Annotated in this window: 19 protein-coding genes and 2 tRNA genes; 3 read left to right on the top strand and 18 right to left on the bottom strand. The window is 68.3% G+C overall.

Annotated features, from left to right (window positions below; all coding sequences use genetic code 11):
- The 8 genes from ACREB7_RS15715 to ACREB7_RS15750 form a co-directional block, all read right to left on the bottom strand.
- The coding region (locus ACREB7_RS15715; protein ID WP_431593218.1) for a hypothetical protein at positions 1 to 404 on the bottom strand (404 nt) is incomplete at its 3' end.
- Positions 401 to 1099, bottom strand: coding sequence for a nitroreductase (locus ACREB7_RS15720; RefSeq protein WP_431593219.1), 699 nt, complete (start codon positions 1097 to 1099; stop codon positions 401 to 403). The genes ACREB7_RS15720 and ACREB7_RS15715, both read right to left, overlap by 4 nt.
- Positions 1086 to 1955 (bottom strand): RDD family protein, encoded by an 870-nt coding sequence (locus ACREB7_RS15725; protein WP_431593220.1) that lies wholly within the window; start codon positions 1953 to 1955, stop codon positions 1086 to 1088. The genes ACREB7_RS15720 and ACREB7_RS15725 overlap by 14 nt, the downstream gene beginning before the upstream one ends.
- The gene (locus ACREB7_RS15730; RefSeq protein ID WP_431593221.1) at positions 1952 to 2998 is read right to left on the bottom strand and encodes a stage II sporulation protein M; all 1047 of its coding nucleotides are present in this window, start codon (positions 2996 to 2998) and stop codon (positions 1952 to 1954) included. Before ACREB7_RS15730 ends, ACREB7_RS15725 begins: the two co-directional genes overlap by 4 nt.
- Complete coding sequence (locus ACREB7_RS15735; protein WP_431593222.1) at positions 2998 to 4329, bottom strand: DUF58 domain-containing protein; 1332 nt, start codon at positions 4327 to 4329, stop codon at positions 2998 to 3000. The genes ACREB7_RS15730 and ACREB7_RS15735 overlap by 1 nt, the downstream gene beginning before the upstream one ends.
- Complete coding sequence (locus ACREB7_RS15740) at positions 4326 to 5222, bottom strand: AAA family ATPase (RefSeq protein ID WP_431593236.1); 897 nt, start codon at positions 5220 to 5222, stop codon at positions 4326 to 4328. Before ACREB7_RS15740 ends, ACREB7_RS15735 begins: the two co-directional genes overlap by 4 nt.
- A gap of 85 nt (positions 5223 to 5307) precedes the next feature.
- Positions 5308 to 6543, bottom strand: coding sequence for a DUF4350 domain-containing protein (locus ACREB7_RS15745; RefSeq protein ID WP_431593223.1), 1236 nt, complete (start codon positions 6541 to 6543; stop codon positions 5308 to 5310).
- Positions 6540 to 7262: a DUF4129 domain-containing protein gene (locus ACREB7_RS15750; RefSeq protein WP_431593224.1), complete on the bottom strand. Its 723-nt coding sequence runs from the start codon at positions 7260 to 7262 to the stop codon at positions 6540 to 6542. Before ACREB7_RS15750 ends, ACREB7_RS15745 begins: the two co-directional genes overlap by 4 nt.
- Positions 7263 to 7425: 163 nt before the next feature.
- Here ACREB7_RS15750 and ACREB7_RS15755 point away from each other — a divergent pair, with 163 nt between their 5' ends.
- Both ACREB7_RS15755 and ACREB7_RS15760 read left to right on the top strand, forming a co-directional pair.
- On the top strand, positions 7426 to 9627 hold the full coding sequence (locus tag ACREB7_RS15755; protein WP_431593225.1) for a dehydrogenase E1 component subunit alpha/beta: 2202 nt from the start codon (positions 7426 to 7428) through the stop codon (positions 9625 to 9627).
- Positions 9624 to 10670: an ACP S-malonyltransferase gene (locus ACREB7_RS15760; RefSeq protein WP_431593226.1), complete on the top strand. Its 1047-nt coding sequence runs from the start codon at positions 9624 to 9626 to the stop codon at positions 10668 to 10670. The genes ACREB7_RS15755 and ACREB7_RS15760 overlap by 4 nt, the downstream gene beginning before the upstream one ends.
- A 178-nt stretch (positions 10671 to 10848) precedes the next feature.
- Here the strand turns inward: ACREB7_RS15760 and ACREB7_RS15765 are convergent, their stop codons facing one another.
- The 8 genes from ACREB7_RS15765 to ACREB7_RS15800 all read right to left on the bottom strand — a co-directional run bounded on the left by ACREB7_RS15765 (position 10849) and on the right by ACREB7_RS15800 (position 18057).
- Positions 10849 to 11493, bottom strand: coding sequence for a response regulator transcription factor (locus tag ACREB7_RS15765; protein WP_431593227.1), 645 nt, complete (start codon positions 11491 to 11493; stop codon positions 10849 to 10851).
- 95 nt (positions 11494 to 11588) lie between these two features.
- A tRNA-Glu gene (locus ACREB7_RS15770) sits at positions 11589 to 11663 on the bottom strand.
- A 31-nt stretch (positions 11664 to 11694) separates the two neighbouring features.
- Positions 11695 to 11770 (bottom strand) — tRNA-Glu (locus tag ACREB7_RS15775).
- A gap of 66 nt (positions 11771 to 11836) precedes the next feature.
- Positions 11837 to 12220, bottom strand: coding sequence for a VOC family protein (locus ACREB7_RS15780; protein WP_431593228.1), 384 nt, complete (start codon positions 12218 to 12220; stop codon positions 11837 to 11839).
- 9 nt (positions 12221 to 12229) lie between these two features.
- Positions 12230 to 14008, bottom strand: coding sequence for a single-stranded-DNA-specific exonuclease RecJ (gene recJ, locus ACREB7_RS15785; protein WP_431593229.1), 1779 nt, complete (start codon positions 14006 to 14008; stop codon positions 12230 to 12232).
- Positions 14005 to 15543, bottom strand: coding sequence for a PH domain-containing protein (locus ACREB7_RS15790; protein WP_431593230.1), 1539 nt, complete (start codon positions 15541 to 15543; stop codon positions 14005 to 14007). Before ACREB7_RS15790 ends, recJ begins: the two co-directional genes overlap by 4 nt.
- Positions 15540 to 16070, bottom strand: coding sequence for a PH domain-containing protein (locus tag ACREB7_RS15795; protein WP_431593231.1), 531 nt, complete (start codon positions 16068 to 16070; stop codon positions 15540 to 15542). The genes ACREB7_RS15790 and ACREB7_RS15795 overlap by 4 nt, the downstream gene beginning before the upstream one ends.
- A 25-nt stretch (positions 16071 to 16095) precedes the next feature.
- Positions 16096 to 18057 (bottom strand): alkyl/aryl-sulfatase, encoded by a 1962-nt coding sequence (locus tag ACREB7_RS15800; RefSeq protein ID WP_431593232.1) that lies wholly within the window; start codon positions 18055 to 18057, stop codon positions 16096 to 16098.
- Between the two features lie 65 nt (positions 18058 to 18122).
- On the opposite strand from ACREB7_RS15800, the gene ACREB7_RS15805 reads away from it, so the two are divergent.
- Positions 18123 to 18596 carry a flavodoxin family protein gene (locus ACREB7_RS15805; RefSeq protein WP_431593233.1) on the top strand — a complete coding sequence of 158 codons (474 nt, stop codon included), beginning with the start codon at positions 18123 to 18125 and terminating at the stop codon, positions 18594 to 18596.
- Between the two features lie 158 nt (positions 18597 to 18754).
- Here ACREB7_RS15805 and ACREB7_RS15810 read toward each other — a convergent pair whose 3' ends face one another.
- Positions 18755 to 20080, bottom strand: coding sequence for an alginate export family protein (locus ACREB7_RS15810; RefSeq protein WP_431593234.1), 1326 nt, complete (start codon positions 20078 to 20080; stop codon positions 18755 to 18757).
- A 167-nt stretch (positions 20081 to 20247) separates the two neighbouring features.
- On the bottom strand, positions 20248 to 21148 hold a 901-nt coding region (gene glpX, locus ACREB7_RS15815), incomplete at its 5' end, for a class II fructose-bisphosphatase (protein ID WP_431593235.1).

The raw sequence follows: 21148 nt of genomic DNA on the forward strand, positions 1-21148 counted from the left end.
TCGCGGCTGTTCATCGCGACGCGGCCCCCGGTCAGGCGCAGCCGGTCGCTGCCGGCGCTGGTCCGGAGGTCGACGTCGAGCGCCGCATCGGCGGTGCCGAGCCCGGCGGTGAGGTCGACCGACCCGCCGCTGCAGACCATCGTCAGCAACGGCGCGGCGACGCCCGCCTGCGCAAAGCTCGCGGTGCGCGATCCCGCGTCATAGCGCCATTCACCGGTGTCGAGCCGCCGTTCGTCCCAGGCTTTCGCGGGTGCGGGGACCGGCTGCGGCGCCGGGGTCGGCGCGGCGGCGACGGGGCGCGGGGCGGGGGCTGGCGCCGGGGTCGGCACGGCGGTGCAGCTCGCCACCGCCAGCGTCATCGGCAAAGCCACGCCATAGCGCCACCGGGCGCGTTTCCTGCTCATGGTGCAAATCCCCGGAAATCGATCGCTTCGTCGACGCCAACGCGCGGCACCGGCCATTGGTTCACCGCCGCGCCCTCGTCGGCATAGCCGATCGCGAGCCCGGTGAAGAGGATCTGGTCGTCGCCGAGGCGCAGGGCCGCGCGGACGGTTTCGCCGTACATCGCCCAGCATTCCTGCGGACAGCTCGCCAGCCCATGCTCGACGAGCAGCAGCATCACCGACTGCAGCCACATGCCCATGTCGGACCATTGCGGCGGCCCCATGATCCGCGAGCAATGGAGGAACAGCATCACCGGCGCGCCGAAACCGGTATAATTGTGCAGGAACTGGCCGAACCGGCCCTTCTTGTCCTCGCGCGGGATGCCGAGGGCGGCATACAGTCCCTCGCCGACCCCGAAGCGCCGCGCCTCCCACGGATCGGTCAGCCCCTTGGGGTAGATGTCATATTCGGGCTGATAGCCCTCGCGCCCCATCGCGATCCGCGCCGCGACCGCGTCCTTGACCGCCTGCCAGTCGTCGCCCGCCAGCACCACCGCCTGCCAGGGCTGGAGATTGCCGCCCGACGGCGCGCGCTGCGCGGCGGCGAAAATCTCCGCCAGCAGCGCCGGATCGACCGCCTGGGTTGTAAAGGCGCGCACCGAACGGCGCTTGTGCAGCGCGTCGGTTACCGAAAGGGCGGTGTCAGTCGCTGGCATATTTATCCTCTCGCCGCTTGCCGAACAGCAATTTGCGTTCGAGCCGGGCTTTCAGCTGGCGGTAATAGGAGAGCAGGAAGACATCGTCCTCCTCCGCCACCGGCCGCCCGATTTTGGCGCGGATCGTGTCCGCGACCTCGCGCATGGCGCGCGGTTCGCGGATGCGCAAGACCCGCTCCAGCTCTTGCAGCTCGAAAATGCCGTAAACCGACAATTCGGCCTCGCTGAACTGCATCGGCCCGGCCGCCTCGGCCTCGGCGGCGATGTCATGGTCGAGCTTCGAACGCTGCGCCATCACCACCCACGTCCCGGCGATCAGGTCGCCCATCCGCATCCGGTCCTTGTTGAACAGCAGGAACAGGCTCAATGTCAGCGACCAGACGACCCCGGCCAGCACCGTCCATCCCGATACCCGGTCCTCGCCCGATCCGAATCCCAGCATCATCAGCGGCAGGAAGATCTCGAGCTCGCGGATCAGGTTGCGCGCGACCACCGCATCGGCGGTCAGCCGTCCGCCGTCGCGCGCGACGACGCGAATGCCCATCAGCCGCTTGCCCGGGGTCGCGGCGCGCTGCCCCAGTTCGAAGCCGATGAACCAGAAGGTCCGCAGCACGAAAAACCCCAGCATCCAGATGGTGATCGCGACCGATGATTCCGACGACACGCCGACCCACAGCATCAGCAGGCTGAACAGGAACAGGATCAGGATGATCAACCCGATGTCGACGATCAGCGCCCCGAACCGCAGCCCCGAACTCGCGATCTTCAGCTCGAGGTCGACCCCCTCGGGGGTGATGAACTGGCGCGTCTTGCCCTTGCGCGCCAGCCGGTCGCGGGCGTTGGTGGCGGCGCTCATGCCGCGGCTCCGCGGCGCGGGACGTAATAATAGCCGAGCCAGAACAGCAGCATCACCGTGCCGATGGCATAACGCATCACCGTATCGGTGATCAGCTGGCGCCCGAAGCCTTCGAGCAACCCGGCGACGAGCAGCATCAAAATGACCCCGACCATCACCTTGCCCGCGGTGCGTCCGGCGTCCGACGCCGCCTGCAACCGGCTGCGCGCGCCGGGAAAGACGACCGCGCCGCCGATCCGAAGCCCGGCTGCGCCCGACAGGGCCGCCGCGAACAATTCGGTGCTGCCATGGATGAACAACCAGCCGCCGAAATCATAGCCCAGCCCCTTGCCGGTGAAGACCGCGATCATCGCGCCAAGGCTGATCCCCTGGTAAAATTCGAGCATCATCGTCGGGATGCCGAAGGCGAAGCCCAGCGCGAACGACATGATCGATACGCCGCTGTTGTGGGTGAAGAGGAAGGTCGCGAACACATGCAGCGCGCCGCTGTCCTCGTCCGCCGCAGCTTTGCCATGGCCGATCGTCGATTGCAGGAATTCGGCGGTCGCACGCGGATCGCGGCCGCCCGACAGGCCTTCGTCGACGAAATTATAATACCATTCGGGCTGGTTGGTGACGAGCAGCCAGCTGGTCAGCGCGCCGAGGATGATGATCAGCGATATGACCACCGTTTCTTTCCACACCGCCTGCACCGCCAGCGGCCAGTCGCGTGTGAAAAAGCGCGTCATCCGGTCGAGCCGCGACTGGCGCACCCCATAGATCAGGAAATAGCCGCGCATCGACAGCGCCTCGAGATGGTCGAGCAACGCCTTGTCGAGGCTGGTCGCGCGCGCGATCGACAGCGACGACAGCGTCGCGCGATACAGCACGGGCAATTGGAGCAGTTCCTCGCTCGACAGCCCCTTGGCGCCTTTTTTTTCGAGCCGGGTGAGTAGCGCGTCGAAGGCGATCCAGTCGGCCTCGCGCTCGGCGCGAAAACGACCCGTCGAAAAGGCCGGCGCTTCGAGCGCGGCGGCGGCGGGCGATGCGATCACGGGCTGCATCACAAGCTCCCCTGGCGCTTGATGTTCAGATAGGCATCGATCACCCCGCCGGTCATCGCGTCGGCGGGGACTTCGAGCACGTCGGCGCCCAGCCGCACCAGCCGCGCGATCACCAGTTGCCGGTCGCGCAGCATCGCGGCGGCGACGTTCAACCGCGTGATGTCGGCGGCGCTTTCGGGGCGGCGCTTTTCCTCGCTCTCCAGTTCCTCGTCCTTCAGCACGACGAACAGCAGCCGATGTTTTTTGACCAGCCGACCGGCGGCGCGGATCATCAGATCGGCGCTCGTCGCATCGGTGAATTCGGTGAACAATATGATCAGCGAGCGGCGGTTGAGCTGCGCCGACAGGGTGGTCAGCGCGAGGGTGAAATTGCTCTCGACCGGCGCATAGTCGATCAGGCTCGCGGCGCGCTGCAACGCCGGGAAATCCTGCGTGTGCATATAGGCGGGGGTCATCGCCTGCGGCTTGGCGGCGAAGGAGAACAGGCTGATCCGGTCGTTCAATTTCAGCCCGACATAGGCGAGCAGCAGCGCCGCCGACACCGCGCGGTCGACGCGCGGCATGCCGCCGACGGGCTCGGCCATCGTCCGCCCGGCGTCGATCGCCAGCACGACGCGATTGTCGCGTTCGACCCGATATTCCTTGGCGAACAGCTTCACATGCCGCGCCGACGCGTTCCAGTCGATCGATCGCCGGTCCATGCCCGGCTGATATTCGGCGAGCGCCTCAAACTCGGCGCCCTCGCCGCGCATGCGTTGCTGGCGCAGCCCGAACCAGCTGTTGCGCTGGAACAACCGGCTGCCCTCCTCGGTCACCGCGCGCAGGCTGGGCACGACCGCGATGCTGTCGTCGACGGCGAATTTGCGCTGCTTCCATACGAGGCCGAGCGGTCCGCGCCAGCGGATCCAGGCCGCGTCGATCGCCGCCTTGCCGCGCCGTGAGGCGTGCAAGGCCAATGTCGCGACCAGCGCCTCACGCTTGCCTTCGGCGCGTTCGGCGGCGCGCATCTCGCCCGCCAGCCGGCCGCCGACCGCCAGCCGCTCATCGGCCGCGAGCGCGATTTCGGCGCGGCGCGGCACCCCGCCCTCGCTCGCCGCGATCAGCATCAGGTCGAACGGGTCGCCGACCCCGACCTGATGCGGAAACCGCGTCTCGAGCGTCAGGCGGCGCGGATTGGGGCCCGCCAGCCCGTCGATCAACAGGCAGGCGAACAGGAAGCCGATCCATCCCGGCGCGACCAGCCACAGCTCGGGCCGCATCAGCCCGAGTATGAGCGCGACCGGCGCGCCCGCAAGCAATAGCAGGATCGTCAACCGGGTCGGGTAGATCACCGCGGCACTTCCTCGCGTTCGAGCAGGGCCGCGACGATCTGTTCGACATTGCGGCCTTCGATCTCGGCCGCCGCCGACAGGATGACGCGATGGCGCAGCACCCCGGCGGCGAGGCGCTGGACGTCGTCGGGAATGACATAGTCGCGCCCGTCGAGCGCCGCTGCCGCGCTCGCGGCGCGCGCCAGCAGCGAGGCGGCGCGTGGGGACGCGCCGCATTCCAGATCGGCGCTCTCGCGGGTCGCGCGGATCAGGCGGACGATATAATCGACGATCTCGTCGGCCAGCCGGACGTTCGAGATGATATCGATCGCTTCGCCGATCGCCGCCGCATCGGCGACCTGCGCGACCCCGAAATCGGCGACCGCCGGGCTTTTGAAACGCCCGCCATGCTCGGCGACGATGCGCCGTTCCTCGGCGGCGTCGGGATAATCGACGACCAGCTTGAACAGGAAGCGGTCGAGCTGCGCCTCGGGCAGCGGATAGACGCCTTGCTGCTCGATCGGGTTCTGCGTCGCCAGCACGGTGAAGCGCGGGCTCATCACATGCGGCTCGCCGTTGATCGTCACCCGCCGCTCCTGCATCGCCTCGAGCAGCGCGGCCTGCGTCTTGGGCGGAGTGCGGTTGATTTCGTCGGCGAGCAGCAACTCGGTAAAGATCGGGCCCTTGGTCAGGGTGAAGCTCGACGTCTGGAAGTTGAACAGGTTCGACCCCAAAATGTCGCCGGGCATCAGGTCGGGGGTGAACTGGATGCGCCCGAAATCGAGCCCCGTCGCGCGGGCGAACGCCTGCGCGAGCAGCGTCTTGGCGGTTCCCGGCGGTCCTTCGAGCAGCACATGGCCGCCCGCGAGCAGCGCGATCGTCACCATGCGGGTCAGTGGACCCTGCCCGAACACCGCCTTGGCGACCTCGGCGTCGATCGCGGCGCCGAGCGCCTGGACGCTTTCGACGCCCTTGGCCCCGACTCCCGTTTCGGTGGGATTAGCTGTCACGGATTAAGTCCTTCCTGATGTCGTGCAGCGCCTGCGCGTCTGCAAGGAATTCATGGGTGTTGCGGGCGAGCTGCAGTCGCCGCGCCAGCGAAGAGAAAAGGTCGCTGCCGGGCGGCAGGTGGCGGTCGATCCAGCGGTCGGTCGCCGCCGCGTCGAGCCCGGCCGGCGCATGGAGGCGCCGGGCGATCGCCGCGCGCAGGCTGGCGACATAATCGCCCGCGCCTTCGAGTTCGCGCCCGGCCTGCTTGATCAGATCGGCGCTGTTGGCGATCAGCGCCGCCTTCGACACCGCGATCGCGCGTCCGGGGGTCAGCGCCGGGCCGAAGCGCGCCCAGGCCTGCCACAGCGCGAACAGGCCGGCGGCGATCAGGCACAGGGTGATGCCGATGAACGGCGGGACAAAGGCGAAGCGCAGCAGCGAACGCCCGCCGCCCAGCCCGTTGAGCGTGACGTCGAAGGCGAGCCCGTCGGCGTCGGCATCTTCGGCGATTCCGTCGATCAGCGTCGCCGCCGTGCGCGCGCCGTCGCGCGAGGCAAAGGCAAAATTGTTGATGAGGTCGGGATCGGCGAGGATATAATAATCATGGCTCTGCGCCCGCGCGAGCACCGCGCCGCCGCCCGGCGCTGCGGCAAGGGTCTCGAGCCCATCGCCCGCGACCGTCTGGACATCGGCGGGCAGCGCCAGCGCGATATTGCGCCCGGCGAGCCAGGCCGGCGCCCGTCCTGGTTTCGCCTTTTCGGCGCGAATATCGACCTGGCCGAACGTCGCCGACGGCAACAGCTTCGACGGCGGCGTCACCGGAAAACCGCCGCTGACCCAGCCGGGCTTGGTGTCGGTCCCGGGGATCCGCCCCGCTTCCCATTTGGGCAGCACGATCAGCACCGGCGCGCCGCCGGCGCCGGCGATCAGCTCGGCGATTTCCTCGGGGCGCGTTCGGTGGGTGGGGGTCAGTATGATCAGCGGATCATAATCGTCATAATGATAGGACTCGGCCTTGCGCCGCACCTCGACCGTCGCGCCCGCGCGTTCGAGCAGGTCGACGATCCCGGCATAGCCCGGCGCCGCCTTCGACAGCGCATGGCCCTTGCCGTCGTTGCCGCTGCCGATCTGCGGCCCCAGCGCGACCAGCGCCCACAGCGCGATGAAGGCGATGATGCCCATCACCACGATTCCCGCGATCAGCCGCGGGTTGAAACTGCTCTCTCCGGTCGCGGCGCCGCTCATGCTCGCGCCCAATTCTTCGGCACCGTCATCTCGGCATAGGCGCTGCGGCACTGGTCCCACGCCGCCGCGTCGATCGCGCGGCCGCCGAACAGGCTGATCTCGACCGCGCGCGCGATGCGGCTGAACGCCTCGCGCGCGACGGCGGGCAGGTCGTGCGCGACCGCCAGGTCGCGCGACGTCATCGCGGGTTTGACCAGCCCGGGGCGGCGACCCTCGATATCCTCGACGCTGCGATAGAGCAGCAGGTGGATCGCTTCGGCAAAGCGCCCCGCGGCGGCGAGCGCATCGGCCTCGGCGAGCAGCGCGCGCGCGGCGCCGGCCTCGGCATGACCGATCTGGTCGGCCTCCTCCTCCAGCCCCTTGCGTTTGCGGCGATAGCGCAGGTCGTCGACCCAGGCCGCGAAGGCGGGGACGAACAGATAGAGGAGCAACAGCACGAGCAGGATCGCGCCGATCCACAGCAACGGCTTGCCCGCCGGTGCGCTCCACTCGAAAAAGTCGCGCAGCGCGCGGCCGATCGCCTTCATCCATTCGGGGGTGTTCGGCGGCGGGGGCGGCGGCGGGAATTCGGTCTGGATCGTCCCGCCCGCCATCGTCTGCGTATAGCTGGGCTCGACGAGTTCGGGATTGAGCAGCCAGCCCTCACCCGCGGCCTGGCCGGCATCGGGAGCCGACGGCGGTGCGGCGGCCGACGCCTGGGCGATCCACAGCGATATCATGTTGAAATAATGGTTCCGCCCCGGTCGATCATCGCAATGGTGGTAGCGCGCTCGCGGGCGCAATGGCAAGAGATGCTTGCGCGGGCGGGTGCCCTATAATAGCGCGCCGCAACGGGGCGGCCGATGGTTGCACTCGCAACGAAACCTAGACGGGAGTGCCAGCGTGGACGCGGCTCAGGCGGTACATGAAAAATTCCTCGCCAGGCTGGCGAGCGGGCATTTGCCCGACCGCGCCGACGCCCCCGATCCGGCGACGGCGGGCCTGTCGCGCGCGGCGGCCACCGATATCTTCCTGTCGCAGCTGACCAGCCGCCAGATGGACCGGCTGTCGCGCCATTTGCAGGCGCGCGCCGAGGGTTTCTACACGATCGGATCGTCGGGGCATGAGGGCAATGCCGCCGTCGCCGCCGCGCTGCGCGTCACCGACATGGCGTTTCTCCATTATCGCTCCAACGCCTTCCAGCTTCACCGCGCGCGCAGCGTTCCGGGGCAGACCCCGACCTGGGACATGCTGCTCAGCTTTGCCGCGTCGAGCGAAGACCCGATTTCGGGCGGCCGCCACAAGGTGATCGGCTCGAAACCGCTGAATATTCCTCCCCAAACCTCGACCATCGCGTCGCATCTGCCCAAGGCGGTCGGCGCCGCTTTCTCGATCGGCATCGCGCGGCGGCAGGGGCTGAAAGACCTGCCGCTCCCCGAAGACGCGATCGTGCTGACCAGCTTCGGCGATGCCTCGGCGAATCATTCGACCGCGCAGGGGGCGTTCAATACGGCGGGCTGGGCGGCGTTCCAGGGCTCGCCGATGCCGCTGATCTTCCTCTGCGAAGACAATGGCATCGGTATTTCGACCCGCACGCCCACCGGCTGGATCGAGGCGCAATTCCGCCACCGCGCCGGGCTGCACTATATCCAGTGCGACGGCACCGACCTCGCATCGGCCTATGCGGGGGCGAAGGAAGCCGCCGATTATGCGCGCCGGACGCGCAAGCCCGTATTCCTCCACATGGCCACGGTGCGCCTCTATGGCCATGCCGGCTCGGACGTGCAGGGCGCTTACCTCCCCAAGGCATTGATCGAAGCCGACGAGGCGCGCGACCCCTTGCTCGCCGGCGCGGCGCTGATGGCCGAGCAGGGCTGGATGACCCCGACCGAAATCGCCGAGACCTATGAAGAGATCGGCGCCACCCTCGCGCGGCAGGCCGAGGCGGCGATCTTGCGCCCCAAGATCACCACGTCCGCGCATGTGATGGACAGCATCGTTCCGCCGAAACGCGACCTGGTCCGCGCCAACACCCCCTCGGCCGAGGACCGCAAGGCGATGTTCGGCAGCGACGCGGGTCAGATGGACAAGCCGATGCACATGGCGCGGCTCTTGAGCTGGGCGCTCGCCGACCTGATGCTCGCGCACAAGGAAATCGCCGTCATGGGCGAAGATGTCGGGCCGAAGGGCGGCGTTTATAATGTCACCGCGAAACTGCATCAGCGCTTCGGCTCGTCGCGCGTCGTCAACACCCTGCTCGACGAACAGGCGATCCTCGGCCTCGCGATCGGCATGGCGCACAACGGCTTCGTGCCGATGCCCGAAATCCAGTTCCTCGCCTATGTCCATAATGCCGAGGACCAGATTCGCGGCGAAGCGGCGACCTTGAGCTTCTTCTCGAACGGTCAGTACACCAATCCGATGGTCATCCGCATCGCGGGGCTCGGCTATCAGAAGGGCTTCGGCGGCCATTTCCACAACGACAACAGCCTCGCGGTCTTCCGGGATATTCCGGGCGTCATCCTGGCGGTGCCGTCGAACGGCCGCGACGCGGTGCATATGCTGCGCGAATGCGTGCGGCTGGCGCGCGAGGAGCAGCGCGTCGTCGTCTTCGTCGAACCGATCGCGCTCTACATGACCCGCGACCTCCACGAGGAGGGCGACGGCCTGTGGACCAGCGTCTACGAGGGCCCCGGCGACGGCGCCCCGATCCGTCTCGGCGACGTCGGCGTCCATGGCGACGGCACCGACCTCGCGATCGTCACCTATGGCAACGGCACTTATCTCTCGCGCCAGGCCGAGAAATTGCTCGCCGAGGACGGCATCAAGGCGCGGGTGATCGACCTGCGCTGGCTCGGCCCAGTCGATGAGGACAAGCTGGTGGCGGCGGTCGGCGACGCGAAGCGCATCCTGATCGTCGACGAATGCCGGATCACCGGGTCGCAGAGCGAGGCGCTGATGGCGAGCTTCGTCGAACGCACCCCCGACAAGAAGGTCGCGCGCATCGCCGCCGACGACAGCTTCATTCCGCTCGGCCGCGCGGCGACGCTCACCCTGCCGAGCCGCGATTCGATCGTCGCCGCCGCGAAGGAGCTGCTGGCATGAGCGCGCGCCGGACCGCCCTCGTCATCGCCCCCGGTCGCGGCACCTATGGCAAGGGCGAGCTCGGCAGCATCGCACGCCTCCACGGCGCGCGCTTCGCCGACCTCATCGCCGATTTCGATGCGCAGCGGGGCGACCGCGGCCAGCCGACGGTGACAGAGCTCGACGGCGCCGACCGCTTCAGCGTCGCGACCCATATGCGCGGCGACGTCGCGGCGCCGCTCATCTACACCGCGACCGCGCTCGACTATCTGAGCATCGACCGCGACCGCTTCGACATCGTCGCCGTCGCGGGCAATTCGATGGGCTGGTACAGCGCGCTCGCGTGCGGCGGCGCGGTGTCGGTCGCCGACGGCTTCCGCATCGCGAACGCGATGGGGCTCAACAGCCAGACGCATGGTCCCGGCGGCCAGATCTTGCTGCAGGTGGTCGATGAGGACTGGCGTCCGGTCCCCGGCCTTCGCGACCGGCTGCTCGACCTTATCGCGTCGATCGCCGCGCGCCCCGGCCATGCGCTCGCGCTCTCGATCGACCTCGCCGGTATGCTCGTCTTCGCGGGCAATGAGGAAGGCCTCGCCGCGCTGCTCGCCGAGGCGCCGCCGACCCCCGGTCGCGATCCGCTGCGCCTCGCCGGCCACGGTCCCTTCCACACGCCGCTGATGTTTGGCAGCTCGGACAAGGCGAAGGCCGAACTGTCGCCCTCGCTTTTCTCGAGCCCCGCCATCCCGATGATCGACGGGCGCGGCCATATCTGGCGGCGCTTCTCGTCCGACCCCGACGCGGTATGGGATTATAGCTTCGGCCACCAGATCCTCGCGCCCTATGATTTCGCGCTCTCGGTGCAGGTCGCGGTCAGGGAATATGCCCCCGATGTCGTCATCCTGCCCGGCCCCGGCGACACGCTCGGCGGCGCGATCGCGCAGTCGCTGATCGGCAGCGCCTGGCAGGGGATCGCCGGCAAGGCCGATTTCATGGCGCGGCAGGCGGCCGATCCGATCCTGCTCTCGATGGGCCGCGCCGAACAGCGCGTGCTGGTCACCGGTTAGGCTCCACCGGTTAGGGCCGACCGAGGGGTCTCCCGGTCGGCCCGCCGTTGGAAGCGGCCAGGTGGGGTAGCCGCGCGAAGCGAACGGCGTCGCCCCTAGGGACCAACAAAAGGGCGGTGCGCCGTTCTATCCCCTGTTACGGATGCGCGGCGGCAAGATTGACCGCACCCGGCGGCGATCATGCTCCGAAACGGAGGGAGTTCGCCGCACTCCCCTCGGCGATGAAGCACAACCGCAGCAGTTCGGCGACGCTCCCCGCCTCGGCGCGGCGCATGATGTTGGCGCGGTGCACCTCGACCGTGCGCGGGCTGAGGTCGAGCCGGCGGGCAATCGCCTTGTTGCCGAGCCCCGCCGCAATCGCCTCCAATATATCCTGTTCGCGCGGGGTCAGCGCCGCCAGCCGTCCCTCGGCCGCCCGGCGCAGCGCCCGCTCCTGCTGGCACAGCTGCCACGCGCCCCATGCCTGCTCCAGCGTGCGCCGCACCAGTTGCGGGTCGAGCGGCGCGGGCAACAGGTCGGACGCGCCGCCGCGCAGGATGACGCGCGTCTCGTCGAGGGTCAGCCGCTCGGCCGCGACCATGGCGGCGATGTCGGGCCGCGCCGCGACCTGGCCGAGCAACGCCGCCCCGCTTGTCGTCCCCGGCTGGCGCCAGTGAAACAACAGCAGCCCGCCCGCCCGGTCGGCTTCGGCGGCCAGATAATCGTCGGCGCTGGCAAAGCTGCGGACCACCCGTGCGGCGCCCGCCGCGAGCGCGCGAAAACAGGCCGCCCGCTCGATCGGGTCGGGCAACACAAGATGAATTTCGCCCTGGATTTCGCTCACATCGCTGCTGTGCCGGTGCGGCGGCGACAGGCCCAGCCGAAGACATTCGGCTTTGACACCGAAGCGGAGCTTTTGGGGGCGGCGATGCTGCTGTCTGGTGACCCCTACGGGAATCGAACCCGTGTTTCAGCCGTGAGAGGGCCGCGTCCTGACCGCTAGACGAAGGGGCCGCAAATGCCGGTTCGGCATGAAGACCGACGATGGTGACCCCTACGGGACTCGAACCCGTGTTTTCGCCGTGAAAGGGCGACGTCCTAGACCGCTAGACGAAGGGGCCGTCGTTCGGTGAAGCGGCGCATTAGACGCGCCTATCCCTGCGGTCAAGGCCCCTGACCAACTCATTTCAATCGGCGCGCGCATGGCAAACCGCCTGCAACTTATTCCCCTCGGGATCGCGCACATAGGCGCCGTAATAATCGGGGTGATAATGCGGACGCAGGCCCGGCCCGCCTTCGTCGCTGCCGCCATGGGCGAGGGCGGCGGCATGAAAGGCATCGACCGTCGGGCGGTCGGCGGCGACAAAGGCGACATGCGTGCCATTGCCGGCGGTGGCGGGATGACCGTTGTACGCGGGGCCGATGAACAGCTTCGCGCCGCTCGGCGCTCCATATCCCTTGCCCCGGTCGTAGCGAATCAGCTCGTCGTGACCGAGGACCGCCATGATCGCGTCGTAAAAGGGTTCGGCGGCGGCGAAGTCATCGATGCCGATCGTGACATGACTGAACATGACCCCTCCTCACTCCGCCCAGGCGGCGTCTTCCAGATGCAGTTCGGCGGCGGGGCGGCTGCCCCAATCATCACGTTTCGCGCGTCCCGCGAGCCATAATTTGCGCCCGCGCGCGTGCAAAAGCGTCTGCCCCAGCTCGGTCTCGGCGCTCCTGAACGCGATCGCCTTGAAGCGTGCGCCATCGTCGCCCGACACGATCAGCCGGACATGGTCGGTGCCGACGATTCCCGCCTCGACGATTCGCACCGGCCCGGTCGCGACGCGCGGCGCGGGCCAGCCGGCGCCATACGGCCCCGCGCTCTCGATCGCCTCGCACCACAGGGGCGAGATGCCGCGCGGCGCGAGCACCGCATCGATCAGCAAAGCGCGGTCGCCGCTCGCGCGCTCGACATCGGCCGCGAGCCTTTCGTTGAGGAAGGCGCCGAGCGCGTCGAGCTTGTCGGCCGCGACGGTCAGCCCGGCCGCCATCGCATGGCCGCCGCCCGCGATCAGCAGGCCCGTTTCCTTCGCGGCGAGGATCGCGGCGCCGAGGTCGACCCCCGAAATCGAGCGCCCCGACCCCTTGCCGATACCGTCCTCGCCCAGCGCGATCACGATCGCCGGGCGGCGGAGCTTCTCTTTCAGCCGCCCCGCGACGATGCCGATCACCCCCGGGTGCCAGCCGGCGCCCGCGACGATCGCGACCGGCGCGTTCGCGGCGCGCTCGCTCATCGCCATCGCCTCGTCGAGCACGCCGGCCTCGATCGCGCGGCGCTCCTCGTTGAGCCGGTTGAGCTCCTGCGAGATGTCGGCGGCTTCCTGCGGGTCGCTCGTCGTCAGCAGGCGTACCCCGAGGTCCGATTTGCCGACGCGCCCGCCGGCGTTGATTCGCGGGCCGAGCGCGAAACCCATGTCGGTCGCGGTCGGCGCCTTGGTCAGCCGCGCCGCATCCATCAGCGCCGCGAGCCCGATATTGCCGCGCCGCGCCATGATCTTCAGCCCCTGCGTCACCAGCGCGCGGTTGAAGCTGGTCAGCCGCGCGACATCGGCGACGGTGCCAAGCGCGACGAGGTCGAGCAGCTCGATCAGCGCCGGTTCGCTGCGACCCTTGAAGAAGTCACGCCCGCGCAGCACCCGCAGCAGCGCCGCGCCGAGCAGGAAGGCGACCCCGACCGCCGCCAGATTGCCGTGCACCGCCGCGTCGGGCGCCTCGTCGAGCCGGTTCGGGTTCACCACCGCAAAGGCGGCGGGCAGCGTCGTCGCGCATTGGTGATGATCGACGATGATCGTCTCGACCCCCGCCGCATTGGCCTCGGCGATCGCCTCAAAGGCCTGCGCGCCGCAATCGACGGTGACCACGAGTTTCGATCCCGCTTCGCCGATCCTGACCAAGGCCGCGCCCGAGGGGCCATAGCCTTCCATCAACCGGTCGGGGATATAGGCGCCGACCGGCGCGCCGAGATCGCGCAGCAGCCGCACGAGCAGCGCCGCCGATGTCGCGCCGTCGACGTCATAATCGCCAAAGATGGTGATCGCCTCTTGGGCGGCGACCGCATCGGCGAGCCGTTCGGCGGCCGCGTCCATATCCTTGAACAGCGCCGGATCGGGCATGAAGCCGCGCAAGGTCGGCACCCGCTGGCGCTCGAGGTCGCCCCGCGGCACCCCGCGCGCGAGCAAGAGCTGCGTCACCAGATCGTCGGGCGCCAGATTTTCGGATGCCATATCGGCGCTGGCGCGGCGCCAGTGCCAAGGCTGGCCCCCGATCGAATGGGTGATCCCCAGCGCGGCGTCCTTTGCGGTGTCGGTCATGCGCGGGCCTTGGCCGCCAGAATGCGGCGGCGCAATTCCTGGGCGACCCCGAGGGGGATGGCGGGAATTTCATGGCTCGCCAGCGAACTGCCCCCGGGCACCCCGAACACCAAAGTCCCGAGCCCGAGCGGGCGCAGGATGAAGTCGGTCTTGAGGTCGGCGCTCTGCACCGACGCGTGCGGCAGCAAGGTCGTCTTGGGTTTCCACATACCCCGCCGGATCGCGACCCGGTCGCCGAGGTCGATCCAGCGGTGGAAACGCGCGCCGAACAGCGATGCCAGCGCGATCAGCACGCCAATGACCGGCCCGAGCCAGCCGAGCGGCTGCCCGAACGACACGGCGGTCAATCCGCCGATGGTGGCGCCGACCGCGCCGACGAAGCCGCCCAGCGCGACGATGCGATGGCTGTGCTGCCAGTCGGCGTCCTCGGCGGCGCGCGCGATTGCGATTTCGGCAAGCACCGGGTCGATGTCGGCGAGCTGCGCAAAGGGGACGACCTGATGGTCCTTCTCCTTGCCGCCGTCGCTCGCGAGGCTCTGGAGCCGCAGCTCGTGCCAGCCGAAACGCTTGCGGAACCAGCCGGTGACGAGGATCGCCGCCTGCACCCGGCGCACCGGGATCGCGACGTCGGTGCGTGTCGTCAGCCCGCGCGTGCGGCGCAGCGAGCGCGGCTCGCGGGTCAGGCGAAAGTCCCAATTGGCGAAGACCATCGTCGCGATCCCGCTGACAAAACCGATGAAGAGCAACGAGATCAGCGCGCCGACGCCGGCGACCCAGCGATGCGCGACGACCCATTGGTCGAGCCCATAGGTTTCGGCGATATCGACCCAGTCGCGCGGGTCAAAGACGTTGAAGGGCAGCAGATTGTCGAAAAACTGCATGCCGGCGCCGACCACCGCGAGCGCGGCGAGCGAGAAGTTGAACAGGCCCGCGACGACCAACTGGCGGGGCCCCATCGCGAACAGCAATTTGTCCTCGTCGGCCGCAAGCGGCGCGGCTTCGCCTTCGACTGCTGCGGCGACCGACGGCGCCGCCACCGGTGCGCTGCGATGCCCACGGATCGTCGTGCGCAGCGCCTGCGCCGCCTCCAGCCCGATCGCATCGAGATTGGCCTCATTCTCCTTGCCCGCGCCGCCCGCGCCGGTCTCGAAGCCGACCTTGGCGATGCCGATCGCGCGCGCGATCAGCCCCTGCTCGATGCCGACGTCCTGGATGCGGTCGAAGGGGATGGTGCGGTGCTGGCGCGACAGGATGCCGCTTTCGATCACCACCTCGTCGGTGCCGACTGCAAAGCGGAAGCGCAGCCATTTGAGCCACGCCGCGAGCAGCGAAAAGAGCAGGAAGGCGAGCAGCGCGGGGATCGCATAGATCCATTTGCCCGCGATCCCGATCGCCGCGACGGCGGGCAGGAAGTTCAGGCTGCGCGGCCCCAGCCTGACGATCGCCAGCGCCAGCGTTGCGGGGTGCAGACGCTGCCAGTCGGGTTCGGCTTCGGCTGGCAGGGTCGCGGAATCGGCGGCGACGCTCTCGCTCATGCGAAGTCGGTCTGGATATGGCGGCGGATCGTCTCGCGCATCGCGGCGGCGAGGTCGGCGGGCAGCCCGGGCAGGGTGACCGTGCTGTTATGCGTGCCCGACGTGTGGACGATCAGGTGCGACAGCCCGAACCAGCGCTCGACCGGCCCCTGTCCGACGTCGATATGCTGGACGCGGACAAAGGGCACGATCGTGTCGGTGCGGAACAGCCAGCCGCGCGCGACGCGCAGCTGTCCTTCGCCGATCTTGTAGCCCCAGCGCGATACGCGCCGCGATGGAAAGCTGACGATGGCGATGATCGCGATCAGCCAGGCGAGCGCGGTGATCAACCCGTACGGCCCCTCGAGATGGCGGATCAGCAGCGCGTCGAACACGCTCGCGCCGATCGCGATCGGTACCAGGTTCATCGCGGTCGTGATCCGCAGGACATGGGCATAGGCCGGGTCGACCGGATCGAGCCCCTCGCTCGCATTGAGCGCGTCGGCATCGAAGGGATCGGTCGGGTGGGCGGCGGCGATGTCGGTCATGGTCCTCCGTTAGTCGGTCAGCGGTTCAGGGCACAACTATATTGAAACGCGGGTCGGCGGCCGGGTGCAGCGCGAACCAGCTGAGGAACGCCATGCGGTCGCCGTCGATCTTGATCGCCCCCGATTGCAGCAGCGCGGGAAATTGCGCCTGCCCCAGCATCACGTCGTCGAGCGTCTTGCGGTCGATGGTGATCGTCGCGGTCGGCGCCGGGTCGGTCACGCCATTGCGCGGGAACTCGACCCCGCCGCCGACCGAGATCGCGACGCTCTCCTTGCTGTCGGGCAGGATGAACTGGAACGTCCCGGCCAGCCCCGCGCCCTTCGCCGCATCGAAGCGCGTCGCCAGCGCGTCGAAGAACACCGCCGTCGGGATCGCGCTGACGAAGCTGCGGCTCTGCCCATTGCTCGTCGCCGCCGCCACCGCATTGCCGCGCAGGCTCGCCGCCGCGGCGAGATAATAATTCCGCCAGGCGCCCGACTCCGCCTGGTAACCGAGCTGGTCATAGGCCGAGGCGAGCGCCGCCCTGGCCGCCTCATTCTGCGGCTCGGCGAACACCAGCTTGTTCAACAGCTCGGCCGCCCAGCGATACTCGCCCGCCGCGATCGCCGCCTTGCCCGCGCCGAGCAGCTTGTCCGCCCCGCCCGCCAGCGCGACATATTTGGGCGCCGACTGCTCGGGTGGGATCGGGTTGAAATTGGCGGGGTTGCCGTCCCACCAGCCGAAATAGCGCTGATAGGTCGCCTTCATGTCGTGGTTGAGCGTGCCATAATAGCCGCGCGTCGAAAAATCGCGTCCCTGCACCGGCGCCTCGGCCGTCGCATCGGCGAGTTCGTGCAGCGTCGCGCCGCGATTGGCGAGAAAGAGCGTGCGGTCATGGACATAACGATAGGCGTCGCGCTGGTTGGTCAAGAGCGCGCTCACCTCGCCCGTGCCCCAGGTCGGCCAATGATGCGACGCCAGCGCGACCTCGGCCTTGCCGCCCCATTTTAAGAGCGCGGCGTCGATCACCTTCGACCAGCGCAAGGCATCGCGCACCTGCGCCCCGCGCAGCGTCAGCACATTGTGCAACGTGTGGGTCACAACCTCGGTCGTGTGCAGCGCCTTATAGGCGGGGATATAGAAGACGAACTCCGACGGCGCCTCGGTCCCGCCCGCGTCGAGGAAGTCGAAGACCAGCCCGTCGATCGTCAGCGTGCCGCCCTTTTCACTCACCGTCTCGGTCGGTTCCATATAGCCGATCGTGCCCGACGACAGCTTCGGCCCCAGCCCGGTGTCGACCTGTCCCGCCGGCCCGGGCGCGAGGATCGACCCGAACATATAGAGCGCGCGCCGCCCCATCGCGGTCCCGGCCAGCACATTTTCCGACGTCGCTTCTTCCGAAAAGCCGTGCGGTGCGATGATGCGAATCTTCGCCTTCGCTACCTGTTCGGGGGTGACGATGCCGCCGACGCCGCCGAAATGATCGCTATGGCTGTGGCTGAAGATCACCGCCTTGATCGGCAGCGTGCCCGACTTCGCCTCGACCGTATCGGCGAACAATTTCCACCCCGCTGCGGCGGCCTCCTCCGACAGCAAGGGATCGACGACGATCCACCCCGACTTGCCGCGAATGATCGTCATCACCGAAATATCGTAACCGCGCAGCTGCCAGATCTTGCCCGGCACCACCTCGAACAGGCCGTGCACCGCGTCGAGCCGGGCCTGCCGCCACAGCGACGGGTTCACCGTGTCGGGCGCCTCGGTCGCGCTCAGAAAGTCATAGGGCCGTCGGTCCCACACCGTCTTGCCGTCGCTGGTCAGGATCACCCCGCCCGGGATCTCGGCGAGTTTGCCGCGCGTCGCATTCGCCATGTCGCGCGGGTCGTCGAGCGGCAGGCGCTTGGCGAGTTCGGCCTGCGCGGTCCGGGTGGCCTCGCTCGCCGCATCCTGCGCGGTGGCAGTCAGCGGCAGGCTCGCGGCGAGCAGCAAGGCGGTCAATCGGCGCATATCGTCATCCCCCCATTTTTGCCGACAGCTTGCGCCGGGGGCGGGGGCTTGGCAAGCATCGGCGCATGGACGCCGCGCTCCTCATCATCTGGCACAGCCGCACCGGCGGCAGCCGCGCTCTCGCCGCAGCGGCGGCGGAGGGGGGCGGCCGGCTCGTCGCCGCCGACGCGGTGACGCCGGACGATCTGATCGCGGCCGGCGGTTATCTCTTTATCGGCCCCGAAAATCTCGCCGCTTTGTCGGGCGCGATGAAGGAGATGTTCGACCGTTGCTATTACCCCTGTCTCGGGAAGCTCGAAGGTCGTCCTTACGCGACGATCATCTGCGCCGGATCGGACGGCGAAGGCGCGCAGCGCCAGCTCGACCGCATCGCCACCGGCTGGCGGCTGAAGCGCGTCGCCGATCCGATGATCGTGAACACCGCAGCGCAGACCCCCGAGGCGATTTTGGCGCCCAAGACGATAGCGCCTGACCGCCTCGCCGAAGCCCGCGACCTCGGCGCGGCGCTGGCCGAAGGGATCGTGGCGGGGATTTTCTGATCTTCGTGTTATCCCCGCCAGGGGACGGCCAGCTTCGCCTTCCGGCCCGACGCGCCACAAGGCGTGCAGATCAACCGCAACCATCGGCACCTCCAACTGTATTGTAACAATAATACAGTTGGAGCGCGTGGGTCAAGCACTCGCTGACGCTGGCCCGATCAGAAACTCACCGTCGCATTGAAGCTATTATAGATCGTATCGCCACCCTGCGGCGCATTAGGCGCGTCATGCAGGAAGCGCCCCTTGGCGAGCAGCAACCCGCTCCATTCGAGCCGGAGGCGCTTGGGGATCAGCCAATAACGCAGCCGGGCTTCGACCTGATGCCCCGCAAACCGCCCCGAACCGCCGCTTGCATCGCGCACCCCGGTCGTCGAAAAGCTGTCGAAGCGCGAGGCGAGCCATAACGGCCGATAGGCGATAAAGCCGTCGAGCCGTTTCGACGGCGTCGCTTCGAGGCGCAGCACCGGCGAGACCAGGTTGGTGCGGCCGACGGCATTATACAGCCCCGCCGGCGCGAGCTCGCCGCGCCGCATGCCGAACAGCGTGTCGAATCGGCCGAACTTTGTCCCGCGCCCGTCGCCGCTGGCATAATCGAACTCGAGCGACAGCCGCGGTGCCCAGCGATGGCGAAAGCTGTAGCCCGCCTCGAGATGCGCGAACCATGCCGATACGTCGAGCGACGGTGCGGTTGGTGTCAGGCTGCTGCTGATCGTCCCGACCTGATGGATGGTCTCGCTCTCATAATCCCAGCGTCCCGGGGCGGGGTCGCGATAGATGCGCAGCCCGACGGTGTCGAGCGATCGGTCGCGCGTCGGGCGTCGCGGCGCGTCGCGCTCGCCGAGATGGTAAAAGGAAAGCTCGACGGCGGGCCGTTCGCCGCCCAGCTTTTTGGTCACCAGTCCGCCCCACAGGACCAGGTCGAAACTCTCGCGATCGAAGCGCACCTGATTGTCGTCGAGCGCGGCGCGATCGTCGGGCAGGCGAACCTGGGGCAGTGTGTAGATCAGCGTTGCCGACGTTCCGCCGCCGAGGCCCAGATCGGCGCGCAATCCGGTATAGCCGTTGGTGGTGTTGCGATAATCGTCGGCGGCGACCAGCCGGCGCGACCCGAGGTTGAGCGTGAATCGGCCCGCCTGAAGCCCGAGGCGCGTCTCCCGGCCGAAAGCGCCCGGAATGTCATAGCCGACATAGGCTTGCACCAGCTCGAACGCATTGACCTCGCCCGTCGTCACCGGGGTGCCCGGATCGTCGCCATAGACGCGGCTGTCATAAAGCTCGCCGCCGATGCGAAATCGGCCGCGGCGATAGTCCGCGCTGATGCTGCTGCGCAGGTTCAACAGGTCGTCGGATTCGTTGAAACCGGTTCGCGCCTGGCCGTCGATGGTCTCATATCGAAGCCGCACGCTGCCTGTGACGGTCAGCCCGTCTTCGGCGAGTGCGGGGCTCGACAATATGAGCAGAAGCGGAAGGGAGAGATATCGCAAGCAAACCTCCTCATCTCCGAAAGTCGGAGACAAACAGGCAACGCTTGAGCGCGGATGCGCTTGTCCGGGAGGTTGCATCGCCCCGGTGATGCCGATCTAGGGCGAAAGATAGTCGGCGGCAAGCGAGGACCGCTGCACGGCGGTTGTCGTCGCCGCGATCGCGCGCCTCACCCCTCGCGATGCTCGCCCTTGACCCAGCGCACCGTGCCCGAAGAGGCGCGCATGACGACGGTTTCGGTGGTCATCACCCCATCGCGGCGGTGCTTGACGCCGCGCAGCAGCGATCCGTCGGTCACCCCGGTCGCGGCGAAGATGACATCGCCCTTGGCCAGGTCCTCGAGGTCATAGACGCGGTTGAGATCCTCGACGCCCCATTTGGCCGCGCGCTTGCGCTCGTCGTCGTTGCGGAACAGCAACCGGCCCTTGAACTGCCCGCCGACGCAGCGGAGCGCTGCGGCCGCCAGCACGCCCTCGGGCGCGCCGCCGCTGCCCATATAGATGTCGATATTGGTCTCGGGATTGGTCGTCGCGATCACCCCGGCGACATCGCCGTCGGGGATCAGCGCGACGCCGCAGCCCAGCGCGCGCAGTTCGGCGATCATCGCCTCGTGGCGCGGGCGGTCGAGCACGCACACCATGATGCCGTCGGCGCCGCAGCCCTTTTCGCGCGCCACTGCTTCGACATTTTCACGGATGCTGTTGTCGAAATTGACGATGTTCGGCGAATAGCCGGCGCCGACCGCCAGCTTGTCCATATAGACGTCGGGGGCGTTGAGCAGGCAGCCTTCCTCGGCGATCGCCAGCACCGCAAGGGCATTGGGGCCGGCCTTGGCGGTGATCGTCGTGCCTTCCAGCGGGTCGACCGCGATGTCGATTTTCGGACCCTTGCCCGGCGCATTGCCGACCTTTTCGCCGATATAGAGCATCGGCGCCTCGTCGCGCTCGCCCTCGCCGATCACGATGGTGCCGTCCATATAGAGGGTGTTGAACGCGGTGCGCATCGCCTCGACGGCGGCGGCGTCGGCGGCTTTTTCGTCGCCGCGCCCGATTAGCTTCGCGGCGGCGATC

Source organism: Sphingopyxis sp. (assembly GCF_050725615.1).
Classification (GTDB): Bacteria; Pseudomonadota; Alphaproteobacteria; order Sphingomonadales; family Sphingomonadaceae; genus Sphingopyxis.